This window comes from Vibrio sp. KUL80, assembly GCF_059725495.1.
Genome location: NZ_AP045842.1, coordinates 1002166 through 1021803, shown reverse-complemented (window position 1 = coordinate 1021803; position 19638 = coordinate 1002166). Strand labels below are relative to the sequence as shown.

Annotated in this window: 15 protein-coding genes; 7 read left to right on the top strand and 8 right to left on the bottom strand. The window is 44.9% G+C overall.

Translation table 11 applies throughout. The features are described 5' to 3' along the window. Positions 1-30: 30 nt before the first annotated feature. Positions 31-1257, bottom strand: a complete 1227-nt coding sequence (gene gltS / locus AC6I8U_RS21220; RefSeq protein WP_498018421.1) for a sodium/glutamate symporter — start codon at positions 1255-1257, stop codon at positions 31-33. A gap of 358 nt (positions 1258-1615) precedes the next feature. On the opposite strand from gltS, the gene AC6I8U_RS21215 reads away from it, so the two are divergent. Further along, the gene (locus tag AC6I8U_RS21215) at positions 1616-2359 is read left to right on the top strand and encodes a DUF4344 domain-containing metallopeptidase (protein ID WP_498019615.1); all 744 of its coding nucleotides are present in this window, start codon (positions 1616-1618) and stop codon (positions 2357-2359) included. Positions 2360-2373: 14 nt separating this feature from the next. After that, positions 2374-2760 carry a thiol-disulfide oxidoreductase DCC family protein gene (locus AC6I8U_RS21210; protein ID WP_498018420.1) on the top strand — a complete coding sequence of 129 codons (387 nt, stop codon included), beginning with the start codon at positions 2374-2376 and terminating at the stop codon, positions 2758-2760. Positions 2761-2818: 58 nt separating this feature from the next. Here the strand turns inward: AC6I8U_RS21210 and AC6I8U_RS21205 are convergent, their stop codons facing one another. Next, positions 2819-3694, bottom strand: a complete 876-nt coding sequence (locus AC6I8U_RS21205; protein WP_498018419.1) for an NAD(P)-dependent oxidoreductase — start codon at positions 3692-3694, stop codon at positions 2819-2821. After that, entirely contained in the window at positions 3691-4614 is a 924-nt protein-coding gene (locus AC6I8U_RS21200) for a LysR family transcriptional regulator (RefSeq protein ID WP_498018418.1), read from the bottom strand. Before AC6I8U_RS21200 ends, AC6I8U_RS21205 begins: the two co-directional genes overlap by 4 nt. A gap of 81 nt (positions 4615-4695) precedes the next feature. Between AC6I8U_RS21200 and AC6I8U_RS21195 the strand changes: the two genes are divergently transcribed. Further along, positions 4696-4929, top strand: coding sequence for a DUF2798 domain-containing protein (locus AC6I8U_RS21195; protein ID WP_042475004.1), 234 nt, complete (start codon positions 4696-4698; stop codon positions 4927-4929). Positions 4930-4974: 45 nt separating this feature from the next. Here the strand turns inward: AC6I8U_RS21195 and AC6I8U_RS21190 are convergent, their stop codons facing one another. The 5 genes from AC6I8U_RS21190 to AC6I8U_RS21170 all read right to left on the bottom strand — a co-directional run bounded on the left by AC6I8U_RS21190 (position 4975) and on the right by AC6I8U_RS21170 (position 12077). Further along, positions 4975-7992 carry an EAL domain-containing protein gene (locus AC6I8U_RS21190; protein ID WP_498018417.1) on the bottom strand — a complete coding sequence of 1006 codons (3018 nt, stop codon included), beginning with the start codon at positions 7990-7992 and terminating at the stop codon, positions 4975-4977. Between the two features lie 233 nt (positions 7993-8225). After that, complete coding sequence (locus AC6I8U_RS21185) at positions 8226-8942, bottom strand: YebC/PmpR family DNA-binding transcriptional regulator (RefSeq protein ID WP_234497625.1); 717 nt, start codon at positions 8940-8942, stop codon at positions 8226-8228. Positions 8943-9026: 84 nt separating this feature from the next. Continuing rightward, positions 9027-9236, bottom strand: a complete 210-nt coding sequence (locus AC6I8U_RS21180) for a DUF3283 family protein (RefSeq protein ID WP_042474997.1) — start codon at positions 9234-9236, stop codon at positions 9027-9029. Positions 9237-9401: 165 nt separating this feature from the next. Then, on the bottom strand, positions 9402-9602 hold the full coding sequence (locus tag AC6I8U_RS21175) for a PA3496 family putative envelope integrity protein (RefSeq protein ID WP_042474993.1): 201 nt from the start codon (positions 9600-9602) through the stop codon (positions 9402-9404). A gap of 504 nt (positions 9603-10106) precedes the next feature. After that, positions 10107-12077 (bottom strand): replication initiator protein RctB domain-containing protein, encoded by a 1971-nt coding sequence (locus AC6I8U_RS21170; protein ID WP_234497624.1) that lies wholly within the window; start codon positions 12075-12077, stop codon positions 10107-10109. A 1213-nt stretch (positions 12078-13290) separates the two neighbouring features. Here AC6I8U_RS21170 and AC6I8U_RS21165 point away from each other — a divergent pair. The 4 genes from AC6I8U_RS21165 (at position 13291) to AC6I8U_RS21150 (ending at position 19625) form a co-directional block, all read left to right on the top strand. Next, complete coding sequence (locus AC6I8U_RS21165) at positions 13291-14508, top strand: AAA family ATPase (RefSeq protein ID WP_498018416.1); 1218 nt, start codon at positions 13291-13293, stop codon at positions 14506-14508. A gap of 8 nt (positions 14509-14516) precedes the next feature. Next, positions 14517-15488: a ParB/RepB/Spo0J family partition protein gene (locus AC6I8U_RS21160; protein WP_252015966.1), complete on the top strand. Its 972-nt coding sequence runs from the start codon at positions 14517-14519 to the stop codon at positions 15486-15488. A gap of 90 nt (positions 15489-15578) precedes the next feature. Beyond that, positions 15579-17654, top strand: coding sequence for a tRNA(Met) cytidine acetyltransferase TmcA domain-containing protein (locus AC6I8U_RS21155; protein ID WP_498018415.1), 2076 nt, complete (start codon positions 15579-15581; stop codon positions 17652-17654). A gap of 297 nt (positions 17655-17951) precedes the next feature. After that, positions 17952-19625 carry a flagellar assembly protein A gene (locus AC6I8U_RS21150; protein ID WP_498018414.1) on the top strand — a complete coding sequence of 558 codons (1674 nt, stop codon included), beginning with the start codon at positions 17952-17954 and terminating at the stop codon, positions 19623-19625. The last annotated feature ends 13 nt before the right edge of the window (positions 19626-19638 follow it).

Here is a 19638-nt window from a genome sequence, read left to right as displayed (position 1 = left end):
AAACGAGACTTTATACAACTTTGGTTGAGGTTAGCCGATGACGGTTATAAACCCTTGGAGGATGATAAGGTTTACGATATCGATAAAGAACGCACCAACGATTGGGACCACCATGAACGCCTGCGGTGAAGGACCAAATCGATTCACAATTGAACCCATGTTCATTACGGCTGTTGGCGTTGCGCCAAGCCCGAAACCACAATGACCGCCAGCAATGACCGCTCCGTCGTAGTTCTTGCCCATTACCCTAAATGTTACGTAGTAAGCGAAGAAAGCAAGAACGATAGACTGCACGCCAAGGATGACAAGGAAAGGAATTGCAAGGTCAAAAATATTCCACAGTTGCAGACTCATAAGTGCCATTGCTAAGAAGAGCGACAAAGAAACCGTACCTAGAATATCCACCGTTTCAGCATCCACTTTATAACTCTTAGTCACCTCACAGATGTTTGTGATGAAGACACCAATAAACAGCGCGTAAACGAAATCTGGAATCATCAACCAAGAGATCTCAAAGGTACTGACCCATTCATGCAGGTACTTCGCACCTGTTACGCAAATGAGCAGGATAAATAGAACTTCTACCACCTTCTTGGCGGTAACACGGTCGCGTTCATACTCGTTATAAGTTACCAGCTCAGGGAAGCGCTCGTGTGTATCGTTACCACGGCCATATTCTGATTCAAAATCATTCTTATCAATCAGCCTTTGGGCCACAGGGCTACCAATAATACCGCCGATAATTAAACCAAACGTCGCCGATGCCATTGCAATCTCAAGAGTGTTGGCAATACCGTACGTTTCTGTAATGGTTTGCGACCATGCAGCGCCCGTACCGTGACCACCAGAAAGGGTAATAGAGCCCGCTATCAGTCCCATCAAAGGCTCTAAGTCAAGCAAACTGGCTAGACCGACGCCAACACTGTTTTGTATCACGATATAGACAGACGCAACACCCAAGAATATAAAGACTTTGGCACCACCTTTCATAAGCTGTGTGTAGTTTGCCGCCAAACCAACGGTGGCAAAAAACATCAACATAAAGGTTTTCTGCAGTGGGAGAGAGAACTCTAAATTGATGCCGTTAAAGTGCAGTACTGTGATGATGATGGCGACAATCAAGCCACCGACTATGGGTTCTGGGATATTGTACTTGCGAAGAACCGGCAACTTACTATTGATTAAGTGCCCAAGAAAAAGAACGCTGATTGCGATCAAAAAAGATTCTAACGTGCCAACAGAGATGGTGTTGTTCATATAACCTCTTTTTTTGCTGTATCGCTCATCTTCCGTAATGAGGTATCGATTCGATATTTTAGTGTAGTAAAAATAGGATAGATGGCGATCAAAGCAAAATCACCAAACGGCCTTGTTTTCTTTATCCACTGCTTTTTGATTGCCGAGGAAGCTTCGGCACTTTGACAATCCAGTCTATGTATTTGATAACTGGGTGTTTTGAGGTCTTAAATACACATAATGTGTCTAAGATAAAAAGAGTAACTACACTGATTAAGGCGGCATAGTAGCACAATGCGCTACGTTCGACTAATTTAACTAATAAATACAGATAATAAGGTGAACAACAGTGATACGGACAGCCTCTATTGCACTAATAATGTCTCTGCTGGCAGCAACCTCTGCAAATGCAAAAATTAACGTTGATTACGAGGAACCTGAGTCTAGCGCTGAGCAATCGGCTCGCCAAGCTATTGAGCAAAGCGGAGCAAACGAACTCGTCGCAGACTTATCAAACCATTACTTCCCGTTCAATAGCGAGCTCACAATTAGCTATGGTGGCGACGATGGCCCTCTTTACGACCCTTCTACTCATACCGTTCACATGCCGTATGCGTTTTACAATGACTCCCTCGAGTATTTCACTAAAAACGACTACGAAAAGCGGTTTGGAAAGCCAGCCAAAGATGGCGCAGTAGATACCTTGCTTCATACTCTTTTGCACGAGGCTGGACATGCTTATGTCGCCGACCAAGGCATTCCGATTCTTGGTAAAGAGGAAGATGCAGTAGACAACTTTGCCGCGGTCATCATGCTTAACTTCGTAGACCAAGGAGCCAATGCGACGATAAGCGCCGCCGATATGTTCGCGTTTGAATCAGACGACAGGCCTGACTATTACGATTTCTATGAGTACATAGGTGAACACAGCTTTGATTTACAGCGCTATTTTGCCACTTTGTGTTTGGTTTATGGCAGCGATCCTGATGCGCACAAGGACTTACTCGATGAAATCGAAGATGAGTATCGTGATGAACAAAAAGACAAGTGCATCGCAACCTTTGAAGAGATCGATTACAACTGGAAACAGGTACTAAACATTAAATCAGAGGAAAACAGCTAATTACTGAGGTGACAATGTCGACCAAACTGACCCTGTTCTATGATGGGCAATGCCCACTGTGTGTTAAAGAGATGACAGCGCTTAAAAAACACGACAGTGAAGACGTTATCAAGCTGGTGGACATTTTCTCTGATGCGTTTTTCGACTACCCCGACATAGACCAAGCTGCAGCCTCTGAAAGGCTGCATGCCTATGATAAAAATGGAGCGCTTCTGCTTGGGTTAGACGTCACGTATCGAGCATGGAGTTTGGTCGGGCGCGGCCATTGGTACGCATTTACGCGCTGGCCATTATTTCGTCCGATTTGTGATTGGATATACATCAAGTTTGCCAGAAACCGCTACACAATTTCTGGCATTCTTACCGGCAAGAAACGCTGCGACAGCTGTCGGATAAAATAAGCCGAATAGAACAAAAAGTGGCGAGCAACTTCAGCGCTCGCCATTTACACTGTAAAGATTATTTTTCAGCGTCTTGTCGTACCGCTTTGAAGAGCACAGACGTATCGGAGCGCCCTTCCCCATCTACTGACAATTGCTTATAGCGCTCAATGGACTGCTCTGTTAGCGGCAGCGTTATGCCTTGCTTTTCCGCTTCATCTAAACAGAAACCCAGGTCTTTTATCATCCAATCGATCGCAAAGCCAAAGTCGTATTTGTCTTGGTCCATGGTCTTGGCACGGTTTTCCATCTGCCAAGAACCTGCGGCACCATTCTTTAAGCAATCGACAAGGGCTGGAATATCAAGTCCACTTTTTTGAGCGAGCAACAAACCTTCGGACAGACCCGTCAACACGCCAGCAATACACACTTGGTTTACCATCTTAGCGCGTTGTCCTTGGCCAACAGTACCCATCAACACTGACGATTTCCCGTACGCATCAAACACAGATTGTAAGTCATTGAATACGGCTTCATCACCGCCACACATAATAGTCAGCACACCATTCTCAGCACCGGCTTGTCCACCGGATACTGGCGCATCCATAAAGCGAATCCCAGCCTCCTCACACGCCTTACCAAGCTCTTCGGCTAGGCTTGCAGAGGTCGTGGTATGGTCAACAAGAATCGCGCCCTGCTTCATCGCCGCGATAGCACCTTGCTCAGCGGTCGTCATCTGACGCACATCATCATCGTTACCGACACAAACAGCGACCACATCTGCGTCTTTCACACACTCAGCAACAGTTTCTGCGTATTGACCTGCGTATTCATTGGCCCAGCGCTGCGCTTTCTCTGTCGTACGGTTAAAAACGCTGACGTCAAAACCCGCTTTGACTAGATGCCCTGCCATCGGGTATCCCATAACGCCCAGTCCAATAAAACTTACTTTCATGTCGGCTCCTTGTTGCTTGTGTTTGGATTTACCGCCGCATCCATATTTTGAGCGGTCGCTAATATCGCTTCCACCAAGGCTTTTACGGCTTTAGGTTGGTATTTTCTATCTTTGTACACCAAAAAGGCTTGGCGGTCACTACGATAGTACTCAGGTAGAATATGAATTAAACTTGAGTTGCCTGCCGCATGGCGTAATGGCAATGATGCAACGCCTAAACCTCGACTCACTGAATCAACCAGCGCCTGAATATCGTTAACGATCAATCGTGGTTTAAGGTTTATGGTATCTACCTCTTTTCCTTGTTGGTACACAACAATCTCGCGACTATCATCGATCGTCAGCCAGTCGGCACGTTTGAGCTTTTCGAGATCATCAATAGTTGGGTTAGAACGGAGGTATTCTTTACTCGCAAAGAAACCGTGCTTCGCTGTAAACAGAGGTCTAGCTATCAACTCATCCATTTCTGAAGTGTCAAAGGTTATAAGGAGCTCTCGATCCGTTTTAGGCTTGGCTTGATCGTGGTTTAACGCGAGATCCACATGCACCTTGGGATAGGATTTCAAGTATTCCTCGACGACAGGTGCGATAAATGCGTGGTAAAAGCTATGTGGTACCGCTAACCGGACGTGACCCGCCACTAAATCCGTTTTCTCGGTAATATTGTTCAGCCCTATCTCGACTTGCTCAATTCCACTACTCAACTGTTCAAATGCCATTCGACCTAGTTCTGTGGGAGCTAACTCACGCCCACGCTTCTCTAGAAGGCGCACGCCGAGCTTTGACTCAAGAGAAGTGATGCGTCTTGATACCGTTGATTGAGGCAAGCCCAAGCTTGCGGCAGCTCTTAATACAGAGCCTTCCTCTACAACCTTACAGAATAAGTAAACATCATCAATGTATCCAAATATGGAATCCACAATCCTAAATAACCGTATTTTTTCTATATATGACTAGGTTTATACTTTTCTCATCAAAAAGACAACCGAAGGAGACAGATAATGAGTAGAAAACAGTTTTGGTTAACCGCCCTACTATCCTCATTGACTATGGCAGTGATGATGTCGGGAATCATCTCGGGATACAAAATGGGATTCAGTGCCGACTGGCCTGAAACGTGGGTGAAGAGTTTTCTGATAGCCTGGCCTTGCGCGCTGCTGTTGAATCTGACGGTACTGCCAAAGATAAGAGCATTCGCAGCTTGGTGCTGCCAGCCTAAAACCATCAAGGGCTAGAAAGCATGATCAAGGCAATTCCTTGATCATGCTTTCGTATTTTGTCTATATGGCGTGGCTTAAGCGCTTTGTTTTCACTACAGATAAAGGTTTTGGCTTAGCAAACCAATACCCTTGATACATATCGCAGTTCATCTCTTTCAATCGCGCGTATTGCTTCTCGCATTCCACACCTTCAGCAACCACATCGTATCCAAATGCGTGAGCCATGGTGATTACTGACTCCACTAAGGCATTGTGGGCTAAATCACTGCCCAAATCGCGAATAAAGCTGCGGTCTATCTTTACTTCATCAAGTGGTAACTGTTTGAGCATGGATAAAGACGAATAGCCTGTCCCAAAATCATCCAACGAGATGCGCACACCTGCAGCCTTAAGCGCATTCAATGCACGCAAACACTGTTCAAAATCATTAAGGGCGATGCTTTCGGTGATCTCTACAGTAAACTGTGTCGGAGAGAGATCATAAGAAAAGATCTTTTGTACGAACTCGATAGCAAAATGAGGGCGAGACAACAGGCTTGAACTGATATTAATCGAGACAGATAGCGCACTGTCTATGCGCTTATCGGCGAGATCTTCACACACCTTGGTCAACACGATCTCACTGAGCTTCACGATCAACCCGGACTCTTCTGCGACACCTATAAACAGCTGTGGTGAAACGTATTCACCATCCTCATCCTGCCAGCGCGCCAGCGCTTCTAAGCCAGTCACTGCCCCACTCTCTTGATCATGTATAGACTGATACCAAACCTCGAGGTTATCATTCGCCAGAACGCGTCGAAGTTTCTGCTCGACACTCAGCAGTTGCTGGCTCTCTCGCTCTAGTTGGGTATCGTAAAGGGCCGCCTTGCGACTCTTAGAGCGCTTAGCGCGATACATAGCGATATCGGCCTTTTTGACTAACTCTTCAGCCGAGACCGCATCAAACGGATAGAACGCAATACCAAGGCTTCCCTGAGTGTTGAATTCATTATCTCCAACACAAAACGGCTTCTCTACCGCGCGAAGTATGCGACTAGCAAGCTCTAAGGCTTGACCTGATGTCTCGACATCACACATCAAAAGAAACTCATCACCACCAAAACGGGCAATGAGGTCATTCTTGCGTACCACCTGATTGAGCTGTTTTGATACGTGCAGCAACAACGCATCTCCAACATCGTGACCGTAGGTATCATTCACAAACTTGAAGCGATTGAGATCCATCAACATCAAAGCGAGCGGCTGTTCATTCTTATCGCGAATATGCGCCTTCAAACGCTCAGTCATCATGCGTCGATTCGCAAGTCCTGTGAGCGAATCATGGTAGGCAAGCTGGCGAATCTTGTCTGCCGATCGTTTTTGCTCAGTAATATCCGTCATTGCCCCCAAAAAGCGCACCGGACGACCAAATTTATCCTTAATGGCACGCCCGGTAGAAGAGAGCCAAACGTAGACCCCGTCGGTTCTGCGCAGTCGAAATTGTGATTTGAATGGCGTCTCTTTATCAAGATGGGCAAGGAGTTGGTTTTCAAGCTTGCCAAGATCATCCGGATGAACCAAGTCAAAAAAGCACTGACTGGTCAACGTGGTTGAGTCTCCGTCATTGAGCTTAAGAATATCATTCCAACGACTACTCCAAACCAGCTCATCAGAGATCAGATCCCAATCCCAAATCACATCATTAGAAGAGTGGCTAACCACTTGTAATTGATTAGCCAGATCCGTGGATACTTGCGCTCGACTCTGTGAGCTGTGCAGGAGAAGATCACGCTCTAAAAACAGCGCTAGCATATCCAAATAATTGTTGTAGCTAGAGATCTTCGCTAGATCTGGCGTCTCTTCGATGGGTTCAACAACCGCCATCACTTCGGTATGCCGATCATGCCTGTCAGTGACACACAATAGTGTCATAACGAAGGCTTCTGGAAAGGTATACAAAGAGCTCTGCGGAAACGCTTCGGTAGGGAAGTGGATTCCCTGCTCACAGTGGTAGAGCTGGCGTCCATTGGTGTGTGAGTGGGCAGTAATACAACTCTCTGAATTGGCCTTCACACCACAAACCGCCCAAGCCACTGAGGTATCAAATAAACAGCTGGCATTCACAATCGATGAAAAGCCGGATTGACCTTGAGAGTATAAGGTCTCGTGCAGCTCCGCTGGCGATCGCTCAGTATGGCTAAGTAGCTGTTTTCGTATACCAAACTCAGGGTTAGTTGACGAAGAATCCGAACCACAAGAGTCTCGAACTACCATTAACTGCTCAATCGAGCAAACGTCACTAGAGTAGGAAGCGCCCGCAATTCTTGCCATTAGTCGCTCTGCTGCCGCTATCGATAAACGCTCTAATTGCTGATCCACAGTGGTGAGCTTTGGCTCAGTTCTCTCTCCCATGAAGATATTGTCAATGCCAACCACGGCAACTTGCTCAGGCACCGAGATACCATTTTCGCCAAGCCGCTCCATCAAACCCACCGCGATATGGTCAGTGGCACAGATAATTGCCGTACAAGGTGACCCCTGATTCCAATAACGTTCATAGGCTTCACGCCCACCTTGCAGCGCGTTACTGCTCACGTTGAGTATTTGCGTACGTCCAATGACCCTACCATGCGATTCTGCTCGCGCCTGAAACGCCTTAAAACGCATTCTAACGTCATTAACCGACAAATCGCCGCAGAACCCTATATTAGAATGCCCCAGAGATGCGAGGTGGTCATACAGCGCGCATACGCCACTTTTTTGGTCACTCGAGAATGATTCTACAGCCAAAGGAGCGTAGCTAGCCGCTACAGAGACAACAGGAATACCCTTCGCCACCGCTTGCTCTACCAAAGAATTGGCGGCAGCATGCAGTACTATGATTAAGCCATCGACATGGTCTAACGCGAACGGTAAATCAAAATCACGTTTGTGTCCTACACGGTAAAAGATAAGGTTTACACCCTTATCGGCACCATACGCTCTTAGGGTACTGGTGATCTCTCCCATGTAAAAACCGCTCAACATCGGCAAAATGACACCTATTGCTGGCTTGCGATCGTGACGAGCCAACACGTTGTGACCACCGTTGATCATAGTGTTTATCCTGTCCATTTTATTAAGGTAGCTTTCCGCTTTATTAGCCTATTGTCTGACTATTAGTACAGTAAGAAATTTCTTGCGCATGGTGCAGAAGAAGTTGATAAAAGTGTTAGCAACAACACATTCGGTAGAGGGGAGATGCTGTGAAATTTGACCAAGATAGCGATACCAAAAAGAGCCAACATACGTTGGCTCTTTATTAATCATTCATTAGGGGTGAAACCTAATTATTGCTCTGCGTTATGATAGACCTGTTGTACATCATCACAGTCATCAAGCATGTCTAGGAACTTCTGAAACTTCTCAGAATCTTCACCAGCAATCGCCGTATGTGTCTGTGGTACGAAGGTGATCTCTTCAACGTCTAGCGTTAAATCTGGATACTCTGCGTTCAACGCTGTTTTCGCTTTGAAGAACTCAGTGTTAGGTGCGAATACTGTGATTACGCCGTCTTCAAGCTCAATGTCAGTAACATCAACGTCTGCCATCATTAGCGCTTCAAGTACTGACTCTTCATCATCACCCTTGAATTGGAATACCGCTTGGTGATCAAACATGTGAGCAACGGTGCCTGGGCTACCGATTTTCGCGCCAGTTTTAACAAAGCATTGACGAACATCTTGGAACGTACGGTTGCCGTTGTCTGTTAGACAGTCAACGATCACGCTAACACCACCAGGACCAAAGCCTTCGTAACGTGCTGGCTGGTAATCTTCACCGCCGCCGCCATTCGCTTTGTCTAGCGCTTTATCAATAACGTGTGCTGGAACTTGATCTTTCTTTGCTTTAGCAATCAGGTGCTTAAGCGATAAGTTCATTTCAGGATCGGCACCACCGTTTTTAGCAGCAACGTAAATCTCTTTACCGTACTTGGAATAAACTTTAATTTTTGCGCCTTGTGTCTTCGCCATCGAGGCTTTGCGCACTTCAAAACTTCTTCCCATTGGGATGTTCTCTCTAATTCAATTTAACGCGGAGGATTTTAGCAAATCGTCGCCACAATTCAATTCTAAGCCACGATGGGACTGTTACATCACACCCATCATCTTCTTGTATTTGTCGACACACGCTTCAAACCATGCCTTCTCAGTCTCATCTTGGATTCGTTCTAGCTGCTCGCGAATCGCTTCTGGACCGGCTTTCGCTTCCCTCATTTGCCAAACGACAAACGAAGCCTGTTTATCTAGCTCTACCTTGTTTTTTTCTGAAGGGGGAAGCAGTGAAAGATTGTATGACATGGTTCTTCATCGGTTAGTGTTGGCAAGGCTACCGAATATATCACCGTTAGAGTCTCAAACTCAAATGAAAGCCGCTGTCGGCTTAGGAAGGATATACAAGGCGCAAAAAATACTAAGGGTGGCATACGCCACCCTACTGTTTACTCCATCTCAGCGTATCGCTGATTAGTGAATTAACCCCAACTCTTTTGCTTCTTCGAGGGTTAGACCACTTTCTCTGATTTCACGTAATGCTTCAATGCGACGTCTTGCTTCCGCTGATTTAGCTTGTTTAGCAGGACGGGTTTCCTCTTGTATCTCTTCAGAGTGATCCCACTTGTTTGTAATAGATGTCATTTGGTCATGGTCGATTGAATTAATGGACATTGTTACCTCCTGAAAGAACCATGTCTGGACACCTAATCTGTAGCAAACGACAAAATTGTTGTTAAGAAAAACTGAGTCAGAATGTGATTGGGATGGAAATTCTAAACAGAAGTCTCGGGAAGGAGTTTATAAACTTTGAAATTCGATTTTTGTGGCATTACATTTAGGGGATTCCGCCTCGAAAAAGTAACTTGATCGAGATCTACTTTTCTCTCTCTTTCCCTTATCAGTATTGGCTTACAGCCAAATGCGCATGCATTCATATCGACGAATTTTTGACAAAAAAAAGCGAGTCCAAAAGAACTCGCCAAAAAATATATCAGAATGAATGTAACAATATGAGCCAATCTACTTATTTCATTAGAAAGGACAAAAGGTTGTCTATTCGGGATAAATAATAGCCAGCGAACCTGGCCATTATGTCAGTGGACTGTCAGCGTTATGTGTTAATACCAACAAATCCGTGCATGCTATGTAAAAAGATATTACAGAGCGTGTCCGTCATTAAACGGACACCTCATCAAGTACTCGGAACACTGACTCATCGATATGGCCCTCGTAGACTTGCTTACACACCTTCTTGCGCACTGCTAGCGCGGAAATGAGACGCTCAATAGACAGGTGTTTGTTTTCTTGTCGAGAGTTATACAGCTCAACGACCTGGCTTAGAACTTCATAAGGTATGACATCGCCATCAACACGAAGCCAATCGAGCTTCTCCATGAGCTCAGAACACTCTTGTTTGATAGATGCAACAGAATGCCCTGTCATAGCTGACAACGCCGTTATACCGCGTTCTAGGGCCTCTGGTGAGGTATATTTGGATAACGTAATGGTAATTTCGTCAGCATTGATCTCAACCAAATGCTTTCTTTGCTTCACTCGACGTCCCAAATTCCCACGTGGGGAAGGCGCTTTACGCTGGATCGGCTCAAACTCGCCATCAATGATCGTCGACAGTTCATCCAGTTGTTTGCGTGTGACCAGCTCGTTGCGCAGTGGGTTCGGTAGAGTAGGCGCCATATTGCGTTTACCGGCATTGGTCGTCCTGGCGCGAGAGTAGCGCAGTACCTCTTCAACGTCACAGCGAATATCAACTTGATAGTCAGGTAACTTGGCATCAGGATCCATACAGCTTAATGTCAGATGATAGCCCCAAAGATTGACATCGAATTGAGTCGGAGACGTCACGCTCTCAGCCAGGTTTTTTAGTTCACGTAATAGATCCATCGAAAAACGGCGCCACTCGATATTCCTCGCTAGCTTCTGATTAAGATCAGACAGAAGCAAAGAATCTGTGTGACGACGAGCCATACGGCTACGGAAGTACGAGTACAACTGGAAGACCAAGGTATGCTGTTTTAGGATCTCTGGTGGGAACAGGAAGAAATAGTCTCTCGTTAAAAGCTCTTCGTAGAACGATGGCTCCCATACCAAAATGTAGAGATTGGGTTTGATCTTGATCTCACCATCAGCACCTTCACGAGGCGCTTCTTCTGAGGCGGTGATCGTTCTTGCTAAAAATCGGAAACGATCACTTTTGAAGCCTTCAGGCATATTTTCACTAAGCCAACGGCCTGTTAGCTCATGTAATTGAAAGTCTGTAAATTCAATTCGATCAATACTGTCACGAATAGAATCTCGAGCCGGGCCACTGTCCTTCTTGCCACGCAGAGACAGTATGTCTGTGATATACAAAGGTGTCTTATTGGGCACCTGTTTGGCGTCCAAATGATACTCTTCATGATGATGATCGTGGTATTGGACTGTTAGGGTAAATAACGCGAACAGCGTCATCAGATCATCGACCGTCATAATATTTTTTGACGAGCGAGTTTCAATAACGGCTTTCGTCCCTGAGATCGATACCATGGATTTTTGATAACTCTTGCGAGTGCGAGGTGGTGCAAGCGCTTGGTCGATAATACCAGCCCAGTTTGTTGGCGATACCACGAACTGGTCTGCTTCGTCACGCATGGCTGGTGGCGTATACAAACCATGTTCGTTTAACAAACGTTTGTTCACTTGAGTTTGAGCTAACGCTTTAGATTTCTTCTGTTTTTCAGATTGTTTCACCGATTCGGTGACCAAACTCGTAGCGCCCAAAACGGACACAAGTTGATTTGGGTTAACAAAGCGATGCAGCATCGTCTTTCCAGCTAACCCTTCTTCAAATTTGACACCGTGCTGGCTAAACAGTCCGATATTGACTGCGGCTCTTAAGCGTTGCTGAATGGCGGCTCGAGTCAATTTTCCATCGGTAGCATCAATTAACTCGGTTGTTGATACATAGCCGTCTTTAGAACTGAAACCACGCAGTGAAATAAGATTCAAAAGCTCAAGAATGCTTTTGGTCACCCCTTTAAAGTGCTGATATTGTTCTATCCAATCAACGGAGGTTTCCGTCACTTCAAAAAGGTGTCCGCCTTTGTGATCCCTAGGGGATCGGATCTGGATTTTTTCTTCACTGCTCATGGTTGGATCTAGATCACACTATCCGTAAAATCGACATTGTTCCATAGAGTAATGAAATTTAGATCATAAATAAAGCGCTATTTATATTGTTAGATAAAAAACTGATCTTAATGATTAAAGTGATCTTAAATGATTAAGTGATCATATGATCTGGACGATTTTCGTCTTGTAAGTAGTTGATATATAAAAGATAGGGAAGAGCTCACTTCGGAAAGATGATCATAGCATTAACGAAACGATGATCATCATTTTTTGAAAGCATGATCAAAGCCTATCGAATTAATGATCATGACGGTATAGAAAGCGTGATCATCATTGCTGCGGATCGATGATCAAGAATTAGATACAAGTTATCCACAGAAAAAGTAGAAAAGATGTGTGTATCATGCCTTACATCTAGGCAAGATAGGACCCATTTACCACGAAAGCATGATCAAGGTGACTCATTTTGCTTATGACTTCGCCATTTAGAACAAGAAAAAGTCATGTTTTTGCTCTTGGCTTTTGACGCAAGGAAAATACGCTCACTGGGGCTCTTTTACATACAGACGGAACGATGATCAAGAAACCGACCATTTTTCGCCAATGTGAATCGCTTTGCAGCGGTTTGCTACTTAAATCCGCATTGATCCCAGTGTTCGTGGGACTTGAGCCGTAATTTAGCTAGATATTTACATGCTTCCGGAAGGTTTAGTCTCTTGATCATTGTTCCGAGAGTTTTGATCTGAACCGCACTCTAGTTTAGCTTGCCGTTTAACAACTATTACCCTTGATCATGCTTTCACAATCAACGTTGTTCCCGAAACGATGATCATGGTGTTTCCTTGATCATCGTTCCCGAGTAGGTGAATTGCATGCAAAGCGGAACGTCGAATCCAAGTTGGTCGCGTTTAAATAGAGATATAACGGTCATTGGGATGAATCAAAGTCACACTATCCGTAATTTATCCGCCTTTTAGTATCGTTCCGAGAAGAGTTTACTTTACATTGTAAATGAGTGACGCGGTAACACTTTTAAAGTAATAGAGTTTGAGTCTAGTTATAAGCGTAGAAATTGGTGCTTTTTGAAAACACTTTGCGCAAATATTCATCATAGAGCTAGATATTGGTCAAATTAATGCAAATAATCTCAGTAGATGTATGGACAGCTTTTTTATGAGAATGTACGATATTGCTGTACATAAATAAATAGGTTACTTGGTTGGAACTAGGTATGAAAAGAGAACAAACAATAGATAATCTCTACCAGCTTGCTGAGCAAACTCAGCAAGTTCAAGCTGATCGTATTGAAATCGTATTGGAAGAACGTAGTGATGACCACTTCCCTGCGATGTCAAAAGCAATGATGGAAACACGATCAGGACTTACTCGCCGAAAATTGGATGATGCAATCAGTAAAATGGAAGAGGGGGGGCATCAGTTTACTAAAAACAATGCCAACCATTACTCTATTTCTCTTCAAGAAGCGCACATGCTTATGGACGCAGCAGGCGTGCCTAAGTTTCATGAACGCAAGCAGAGCGTTAACAATAAGCCGTGGATTATCAACGTACAAAACCAGAAAGGTGGTACAGGTAAGTCAATGAGTGCGGTACATCTCGCAGCTTGTTTGGCGCTTAATCTCGATAAACGCTATCGAATTTGTCTTATCGATCTGGACCCTCAGGGGTCACTTCGTTTGTTTTTAAATCCTCAGATCAGTGTTGCGGATCACGAGAACATTTACTCAGCCGTTGATGTTATGCTAGAAAACGTGCCTGAAGGGACCGATATCGACATCGAATTCTTACGTCGTAACGTCCTACTACCAACCCAGTATCCGAATTTGAAGACGGTTTCTGCCTTCCCTGAAGACGCAATGTTCAACGCTGAAGCGTGGCAAAATTTGTCTCAAAACCAATCTCTAGATATCGTTAAGCTATTAAAAGAAAAGCTAATCGACAAAATTGCTGATGACTTTGACGTCATCATGATAGATACAGGTCCTCACGTTGACCCATTGGTTTGGAATGCAATGTACGCTTCAAATGCACTACTTATTCCGTGTGCAGCAAAGCGTCTTGACTGGGCATCAACGGTTAACTTCTTCCAACATTTGCCGACTGTTTATGAGATGTTCCCTGAAGATTGGAAAGGTCTCGAGTTCGTTCGACTGATGCCAACGATGTTTGAGGACGACAATAAAAAGCAAGTCTCTGTATTGACGGAAATGAACTACCTCCTTGGTGATCAGGTGATGATGGCGACGATTCCACGAAGCCGTGCTTTCGAAACCTGTGCTGACACCTACAGTACGGTTTTCGATTTAACCGCATCTGACTTCGAAGGTGGCAAGAAAACTTTGGCTGTTGCTCAAGACGCTGTTCAAAAAAGTGCACTAGAGTTAGAACGAGTACTGCACAGCAACTGGTCTTCACTGAATCAAGGGTAACGTGACAAATGGCAATTAAAACTTCAGAACTAAATGCAAAACTGTTTGGCAAAGCCAACAAACGACGCGCGACCACACCTCAAGAAGCGCAAACTGCAGCGAAAGAACAGGCGCAAGTTATTGAACTTTCTGTAGCGGGCGAAGAGCTTGTGTCGTTTGAACTGGTCCGTATTCCTGCTGACCAGGTTGAATCTAAGACATTTGTTTTTCAAGAGAACGCGCGTGAGCAATCTTTTTTGAACGAGCACGCTCTGTCGGATGTTTTGGCGACGCTTCGTGAAAAGGGACAACAATACCCTGCAGTTGGTCGTCGTCAGGCTGATGGTACTATCGAGGTTCTTGATGGTAGCCGTCGTCGTATGTCGTGTATTCTGGCGCAAAAAGAGTTTTTGATTTACGTTGCGGAAAACATCAACTCAGAACATGCCAAGTTCTTGTCTGACGTAGCAAATGCGCACAAGCCACTGTCTCTTTACGAGAAAGGCAAAGAGATGCTGGCTAAATTGGAAAGTGGTGAAGCCGAAGACCAAAAGGCGCTAGCTAAGATGTTCCAGTGCAGTGAAGCGTTAGTCAGTGGCGCTTTGAAGGCGGCAGATCTGCCGTTACCACTATTGCAAGCTTACCCAAACGTGAGTGACTTAGGGCGTCCAACCATTGTTCGTCTTCACAAGCAGTTCTGCGAGTTAGACAAAGACAACCAAGTAAAACTCATTGAACGTTGCCAGGATTCAGAAGGCTACGTTTGGCAGAATAGCCAAGCGCAAGGTGTCGCTCGCATTACTAAGGAAGTCTCCGAAACTCTTGAGGCTTGGATGCATGAGCTTGCACCACCTAAGCGCGCAAAAGTAAGCAAGATTGACTTGGTGAAAGGTCGCGCTAGCTACACGAGAAAAGGTCCAAATCTAGCGATCAATCTTAAAAAGGTTGATGACAAGACCATGGAAGAAATTCTCGAGTTCTTGAAAGAGAAAATGCAATAAACATCGCGCGTTTCGCATAGCAAATACCTCGCATCAGCGGGGTATTTTTTTATGTTAATATTGATATAAGTCTTCCACTATGATGCGTTTATGCTAAACCAATCGAATACATCTTTACTAGAGTCGCAGTCGAACGCGCTCGTTAGCCAACTTGATATTGCCAACTCTCTTAATCACCGCGCGACTGTTGTCTTGAGAGGAGAGGGGAGTTGGCAAAATAGCTTAGTGTCCACTTTAGTCAGTAAAACTAATCTTGAATCAGAGTCCTGCTTCTACATGGGAAAGCACTCAATTGATGGTTTCACGTGTCTTCCAGCGAATCAAGGCAAGCGTATCCTTGGCCGAGATTCCAAGTTACTCATTGTCGAGTGTGGTAGTGACTTCGATGCCAACAGCTTTAATGCCGTGGTTGGGACGCTGGTCGGCGGTGGTTTGCTAATCATCTTAGTAAGCGGCAATTTATCAGCGAACACTTGGTTGCAATCAGGATTAGAAAAACTGCCTGTTATCGAGCAAGACAGTGCTGATTTGAAGAATAGCTCAGAATATTGGCGTACCGAAGAAGCTGAGTCCGGCACTAAAACCAATCCTTACATAGAGCAAGAACTCGCAATTGACCATGTTCAACAAGTCCTGACAGGACATCGTAAACGTCCATTTGTCATGACTGCCGATAGAGGCCGAGGTAAAAGCAGCGCGTTGGGTATCGCTGCAGCGAGGCTTGCATCGATAAGACCACTAGACGTAATTATTACCGCACCAAACAAAGCCGCTGTAGCTTCCGCCATTTTTCATTTTGAAACTGAGTTAGAAAAGTCCGATATCGATAGCTCGACAGTAACGCTTAACTTTATTGCACCTGATGAACTGCTAGACACGCTACCAAGTTGTGATTTGTTGTTTGTCGATGAAGCGGCCGCCATTCCAATTCCTATGCTTAAACAGATTGTCGACTGCTACCATCGTGTAGTGATAAGTACCACCATTTATGGCTATGAAGGTTGTGGTCGTGGGTTCAGTCTGAAGTTTCTACCTTGGCTATTGGAGAACAGAAAAGGTTCTCGTACCTTACATTTGAGTCAACCTATTCGCTGGAATGTAGATGACCCATTAGAACATTGGTCAAAAGAGACGTTTTTGCTGAATGCCGAATTGAGCGAATTGCCGGATGCATTGTCTGGCGAAAGTATTCATGAGACAGAATTTCACTGGGAGCTACTGAATAAAGGCAAGGTAATGCAAGAGGTAGCCACATTGTCGAGTGCATTTGCTTTGTTGGTGAATGCTCATTACCAAACCTCTCCGAATGACTTAATGCTGTTACTCAATAACCCCAACATGAGTTTGTACACCATTAAACATCGAGATTTGGTGGTTGGTAGCGTACTGGTGAATAGAGAAGGGCAGTTAGACGGGGATCTCATTGAACGCATCTACCTAGGAAAATCTCGTCCCGCAGGTCACCTCGTACCGGTAGAATTGTGCAACCATTTGGCGCTGGAAGCTCCCGCACTACAAAGCTGTGCTCGAGTGATGCGAATAGCGGTGCACCCACTTTTACAAGGACGTGGTATTGGCAGCTCAATGTTGACCCGATTACGCGAAAGCCTATGTAGAGATGTTGATTATTTAGCAACAACATTTGGTGCGACGAATGAGCTTGTTCAGTTCTGGAGTCAAAACCATTTTTCTGCTGTTCGCCTTGGTAGCTCACGAGACAAGGCAAGCGGTACCTACAGCGCGACGTTTGTTTCTCCAATCTCTGACCAAAGCCATGAATGGTATGAGCAGGCTTATGACCTGTACCGTAGGTCTTTACCTTGCTGGCTACGTACATCCGCCAAAGAGCTTTCTCCAGAGTTGGCGAGTTTGTTGTTATCTCAGTCTATCAGTCATGAAGAGCCTGCTAGCATCCATCCTCTCGTCATTAACTATGCAGAGGGTGGCAATGCCTTCAACACAGTTCGCCCGTTTCTGTTGCCACTACTTCAATGTAATGAGCAAGGGATAAATGAGCAACTTCCTTTGCTAGTAGTGTCCGTCATAGCTCAAGAATGGGGTTGGGAGCGGGCTGCAAAGCACTTTGGCTTTACTGGAAGAAAACAAACAGAGCAGGCTTTTCGTCAAAAACTAAAGCAGCTCATTGAACGTTTACAGTGTAAATAGTCTCTTTCCCTGATTTACACTGTAAAGCTGCCTATGCTTTTACAGTGTAAATTGACTCTCTATTTTTACAGTGTAAATCGACGATATCTTGTTGATGACTGCTGGACATACCGAACAATGTTTCTCCTACGACGTTCAAACTATTGAACTAATTACCGTGAGCGCCCCCGTAGTTTTAGAAAACTCATGTAGTCTCAGTAGTGAGACTTCACTAATATAATTGATAGTTATTGAAGCATGATCACATTCGCATTCTGCATGCGAGCGTGAAATCGCATAAGGAAATGATCGTCAATCATGTGGAAAAGTGTACTCAGCCTTTCATCAGATCAAAAACAAGTCTTTGCTCAGTTACCTAAAGAGTACGAGCAGGGGCTGGCTTTGGAAGTCGCATTGCTAGGAAATGCATTAAAAGAGTTAAATGCAGAAGCATTCTTTGTCGACGAGACTTCGGTCATTCAATTTATCAAATCTGCCCAAGCCGCTAAAGGCGACGCTTTTTCTGGAATAACAATTGCTCAAGTTAAAAATGCAACGGCTGAGGTCATACTCAGTGAGCAAGATATGTTGGCAAGTATCAAGGTTGACGGTGCTTATGGTGGCGATGCATTGACGCCAACGGATATCATTTCTGCGTTAACTCAAGCACGTGTCGTAAAAGGCATTAATAAGAAAGCACTGAAGAAGGTGCTGCTGTTGAGTCAGCAACTTAAAAGTGGCGAAAGCTACACGCAGCCTGTAGCAATAGGCAAGCGACCAAAAGAGGGCAAAGATGCTCAGTTTATTCCGTTGGTTGCCGACCCTAAAGATAGGGTATTGAAGCCTCAAGCTTCAGGACCAAATGGCAAGGTAGATATGCGAGATCTCGGAGCTGTAGTCACTGTTGGTGAGAACGAACAAGTGATGCGCCGCATTCCAGCTAAACCAGGTGAGAATGGATATACCGTCACGGGGGCTATTATTCCACCTCGTCCAGTGAAAGATTTGCCATTAAAGCCGGGGGCCGGAACCCGCTTTTCGCCTGACAATCCTAATACGTTACTCTCTACCATGTCAGGAATGCCTGTTATTAAAGCATCAGGCGTTGAAATTGATGAAGCGCTTTGTCTGAGTAAAGTTGATATTTCCACTGGACACATCAAGTTCAAAGGTAGCGTTGTTATATCTGGAAACGTTGAACCTAATATGGAAGTGACCGCGACGGGGGCAATCACTGTAGGCGGTTTCGTCGAATCTGCTTCTCTTAAAGCAAAGGGCGATATAACCATTGCAAAAGGCATCATCGGACATAATGTAGATGATGGCGAACCTAAGTCTTGCCACATAGAGTCTGGTGGTGATGTTGTCGCAAACTACGCTCAGTTTTCCACCATCAAGGCGCGTGGGGACGTTCAGTTTACTGTACATAGTTTGAATAACGACATCGCTTGTAGCGGTGATCTTCTGGTCACCGGTGGAAACAAGAAACAAGGTACGCTTAGTGGTGGTGAGGCTAAGGTCGGTGGCAAAGTTATCTGTAACCAACTTGGCGTTGAGGGTGATACGGCCACTTATATTGAGGCGTTCGCAAACTACAAACACTATGCTGAAAAGTTTGAGGAGCTACAATCTCGATATACGGCACTTCAAGAACAAAAAATGGTGTCGATTCGTCGTGAGATTGAGTTGAAGAAGATTCCGAAGTCATCACGCACAGAAGAGCAGAACGCTGAACTTGCAGCATTAAACAGCGCTGACACTGAAGTGATAGATAAACTTAATGAAGAGAAAGAGCGTATCGAACTCGAACTGTACGCCAAACTAGAACTTAATACGGTCGAGTCTTTAGTTCAAACGCATACTAGGGTCACAGTTCAGTTTGATGACGAAAAAGTCACGACTAAGTCTACACACGGGCCTGCGACCTTCAGTTATAACAAACAAATTATTACGTTCGCGCCTAAACTCAAAGAAGAGGACATTTTAGTTTAACTCGTTTTAAATG